The following is a 3,632-nucleotide window of genomic DNA, read 5'->3' as shown; positions in this document are numbered from 1 at the left end:
TCAAAAGCGAGCCTATCCGCTGCTTTAGCTGCGCTTTGAGTAGCCGTGTCTTTGTTTTGGATGTGTTCATCACCAATTACAGGGGCGTCTAACCTAAAGCCATCTTCACCAACACCTGCTGGCTGAACTTGGTGATACACCACTTCATCAAGGGGGGTTGTAACACCTACTAATAAATCCGGCGTATCACCCAAAATAATTGGACTAACCGAAACCGTGATCCCGTTACGTACATGCTCCAGTTCACCAACGTCATAGCGGTGCTGCTGTTTGGTTCGTGGGTGAACATAAGTGATTTCCAGATCACCGTTCACCTTCCGTGTTTCACCTGTTTTGGTCAGTAGTAACCTGCAAACTTGCTCATCTGGCAGCATGCGCAGGTAGTCGCGGTTTTGTGGTTGGTATATGGTTAGCCATACATCGGAACGTGCTTGTTTGTGCCGACTATGCTTGCAGTTCATGCCAGGTATTTTGTTGGCGTTAAATGCCTCTTGCCATGCCCATACCGACTCGTTTAGCTCGTCAACACTGCTAACCGGTTCAAACAAAATGCGGCTTTCAAATTGCTTTTCAACAATGTTGTTTGCCACTTCCACAGCTCCTTTAGCGCGTGGGTTGCCTGCCTCATGAGGTATGTTTTTAACTTTGAGTGCATCTAATACATTGGTAATTGCTTTACCTGTGTTGGCACTGCCTTTATCCCACAACAGAATTTGTGGCACGCCCATAAATGGCGAGCCGTCATGTTGCTTCCAACACCACATTAAAAAGTCGAACATGTTGGCCTGCGTTTCACCCGCTGACTCGTAATAACGCACGCGGATCATGCCGCTATTGTGGTCAACCAATACATAACGCCACACTCGTAAGTGCTTTATACGCTCTAAGTTCTCTGGCTTATTTGCGTAAAACTCAGAGTCATTTGCGTAGCGCTGCACTTTGCCTTTTTTACCTGGCGGGTAATAAAGTAAGCAGTAAGATGGGTCTACTTGATGTACATGATTAGGCGCTAAACTGCGCATTTGAACATGCGGTGTTGCTCTATCTAACGCGCTAACTGAGGCATTACGTTTAGCTAGTACACGGCTGATCTGGCTGGTGCTTAAGCAGGCATAGCCATTAGCAACCAAGATTGATTTAGCCGTGGTAACATCCATGATCCGCTTACCATTATCACGTACCCCTTGGTTTAAAATGGCCACCAGCATATTCAAGGCTTCATCGTCCATCGCTGTTGTGCCTGCATCACTGCGTTTGGCTTTGCCACTTTGCCAGCCAAGGCTTTTTAATCGGCGATATAACGCGTCTTTACTCAGTCCTAGCGTTTTGCACGCTTGCTCGCGGATTGTGCCTTTTTGGCCGTGGCCTGCGTTGTCTAGCTGCTCTGCCCAGTATTCTAGGGTGAGTGCATTCATTCGATCACCTCCGTGCCTTCAAAACCCATTTCGGCCAGCCACTCAACACTAGGGCGCGCTTCATCCAGATCACCATAGGTGCGGTGTATCTCGTTCCACACATGCGCGAGTTGAGTTAGTAAAATTTTGCTGTCGGCGTAAAACGCGGATTTAGCGGCATCATAGGTTTTATCATCAATCTTTACTGTCTCAAGCTGCTCACTGAGCAACAGCATCTGGTTAAACCCTTCACGCACTTGGTTTTGGGTTTTAGCTAGCGCTTCAAAAAAGCTTTTGGTTTCGCCTTTCCATTTCTCGGCACTAAACTTTTTGCTTTCTAAATCAGCGGTGAGTTGAATAATCTTGCAGTCCTTTTCAGACGCAGAGTTACGCGATGCTTTGAGCATGCGCTCGGTTGCGTCCAGCTCCTGCGTTAACTTGTCTTTCTCTTTGGCATACTTGGCTTTGAGTTCATCGATTAGCTCTTTTACGGCTTCTTTATCACCTGCTTCAACGGCATCTGATTCAATAACCAATGTTTGATCTTCTTCAGGTAATTGACGTAAGGCTCTTAAGTCCCGATAACCAAGCTGCATACGTTGTGACTGCTCGAAGAACTCTTCTCCGAATTGTTGAAGATTCACTAATCGGTCATCAATAGTGCGTCTTGCCACACCCAACTTGTGAGTACAGTACTCATCCCAAGTGGCGACAGTCGCCACTTTTCCACTTTCATCAGAATAGACTAGCCCTTTATATGCTTTGGTTTCCTTAGCTTTTTGGAGTAAGCGTAAACTGGCGACAGTCGCCAGTTTTTGTATAAAGTCAAAAGCCTGTATTTGACCTAACTCAACTAATACTTGCTCTTTTGAAGCAAGCAAGTCTTTCCCGTCAACTAGTGCTTTCTCAACCGTCGGTGTTATATCTTTCTCGCTCATAACTACCTCAAAATACTGTAGTTGTTGTACTCTTGCTGTAAGTTGCGCAGTACGTTTTTCATGTTATGGTCTACCGTGTTACTCAGCTGCACTGGCTTTTTATGTAAGCGCCAGCGCTTTTCATTCCCCGGTAGACGCTCAGCCCATCCCGCATGTGCCAAATTTGCCAATATGCGCGTTACATCAGCTGGACTGGTGTCTAACTCCTTAGCCAGCAGCTTTGGCTCAACACCATCCAGCTCTTTACCCGCCATCAACTCAACCGCTGCCAGTACACGTTGCACTTGTGCTGATATGTATTGGCTCATGCTGACACTCTCTTAATGGGCTTCATTGGTTTTCTAACTGGGTTGTTAAAATCACTCACGCAACTGGGGCACACAACATCGATATCAAACGCCTCACTTTGAACATGACGCCATCCAATATGGTTTGCAGCTTGCAGCCATGCGCTTTTAGTTACCGCCTGCTTTGCTTGCTCAATTCGTTTACAACAATTGCACTGAATTAAAGGGCGGTTGTTGTGTACGCTTATATGCTCAGCGCTAACGGGTTTGGTTAATAAGCTCATGCGTTCTCTCCTTGTGGTTTTCCGTGTGCCAGCGCTTTTAGCTGCTCCATACTCATTAGCAGCACAGTTTTACCTGCATGCTTACCAATACAAATGCTTGTATTTTGCTCTGGTTGGCGTTTTTTAGGCGCAATTTGGTCTTTGATAGTCATACTATTTGCTCCTAAATAAGCTGCTGCTGGGGATCGTCGAGACGTTCGACTTCGAGTTTTTGGTAAGCCAATTCTTGCATCAGAACGACTATTTGCTCTGCAACGTGTTGATGGTTTCCACCACCTTCTTCCAATTGCATGGCCATTCCAATTACCTGATTTGCAAATTGGTTTAGATGATTCAATGTTGGCATTGAAGGCTTTTTGCTTTTAGGCATATCGACAACCAGCTTATCAAGGCTGTGTGCCATATATTGGAGTGGGTATTCTCTACCTGTAGCAGCCATATATGGTATTAACAGGCTTGCTGGCATATCGCCATTACCAAGGTATTTATAAAGCATATCGGTGCTTACGCCCGTTCTATCGGCGATGCGTGGGACGCTCATATTGCGTGTCGCCATTCCATGCTCCTTACAAAGTTGTAAGGACTCAGGCAGGCTGCGAGCGACTACACGGCTCCACTGGCGGCGTTTAGGCTTGGTCATAAGTCCCCCCAACTTGCAATGCTAAAGTCAGCTTACGGGTATTCCAAAAAGAAAGAATTTTTGGAACTTCCAAATAGAGGATCTTACTG

General features: G+C 46.1%; 6 protein-coding genes. All 6 read right to left on the bottom strand.

From position 1 onward, the window contains the following. Window positions 1-1,415: hypothetical protein (locus tag L1D50_RS22180; protein WP_239966858.1), on the bottom strand; the 1,415-nt coding region annotated here is incomplete at its 3' end. Further along, entirely contained in the window at window positions 1,412-2,332 is a 921-nt protein-coding gene (locus tag L1D50_RS22175) for a hypothetical protein (protein WP_239966857.1), read from the bottom strand. The genes L1D50_RS22180 and L1D50_RS22175, both read right to left, overlap by 4 nt. Window positions 2,333-2,334: 2 nt before the next feature. Continuing rightward, window positions 2,335-2,640 carry a hypothetical protein gene (locus tag L1D50_RS22170; protein WP_239966856.1) on the bottom strand — a complete coding sequence of 102 codons (306 nt, stop codon included), beginning with the start codon at window positions 2,638-2,640 and terminating at the stop codon, window positions 2,335-2,337. Then, window positions 2,637-2,903, bottom strand: coding sequence for a hypothetical protein (locus L1D50_RS22165; RefSeq protein WP_088531225.1), 267 nt, complete (start codon window positions 2,901-2,903; stop codon window positions 2,637-2,639). The genes L1D50_RS22170 and L1D50_RS22165 overlap by 4 nt, the downstream gene beginning before the upstream one ends. Next, on the bottom strand, window positions 2,900-3,055 hold the full coding sequence (locus L1D50_RS22160; protein WP_239966855.1) for a hypothetical protein: 156 nt from the start codon (window positions 3,053-3,055) through the stop codon (window positions 2,900-2,902). Before L1D50_RS22160 ends, L1D50_RS22165 begins: the two co-directional genes overlap by 4 nt. An 11-nt stretch (window positions 3,056-3,066) precedes the next feature. Next, complete coding sequence (locus L1D50_RS22155; RefSeq protein ID WP_095729158.1) at window positions 3,067-3,543, bottom strand: hypothetical protein; 477 nt, start codon at window positions 3,541-3,543, stop codon at window positions 3,067-3,069. Between the last annotated feature and the right edge of the window lie 89 nt (window positions 3,544-3,632).

Origin of the sequence: Pseudoalteromonas sp. Isolate6 (genome assembly GCF_022398435.1) — a bacterium.
In the GTDB taxonomy this organism is placed as follows: Bacteria; Pseudomonadota; Gammaproteobacteria; order Enterobacterales; family Alteromonadaceae; genus Pseudoalteromonas; species Pseudoalteromonas galatheae.
This window is presented reverse-complemented; position numbering and strand designations above follow the sequence as displayed.

Coding starts and splice junctions, on each gene's coding strand:
- L1D50_RS22175 (WP_239966857.1), bottom strand. CDS start 2,332: ATGAGCGAGAAAGATATAACACCGACGGTTGAGAAAGCACTAGTTGAC.
- L1D50_RS22165 (WP_088531225.1), bottom strand. CDS start 2,903: ATGAGCTTATTAACCAAACCCGTTAGCGCTGAGCATATAAGCGTACAC.
- L1D50_RS22170 (WP_239966856.1), bottom strand. CDS start 2,640: ATGAGCCAATACATATCAGCACAAGTGCAACGTGTACTGGCAGCGGTT.
- L1D50_RS22160 (WP_239966855.1), bottom strand. CDS start 3,055: ATGACTATCAAAGACCAAATTGCGCCTAAAAAACGCCAACCAGAGCAA.
- L1D50_RS22155 (WP_095729158.1), bottom strand. CDS start 3,543: ATGACCAAGCCTAAACGCCGCCAGTGGAGCCGTGTAGTCGCTCGCAGC.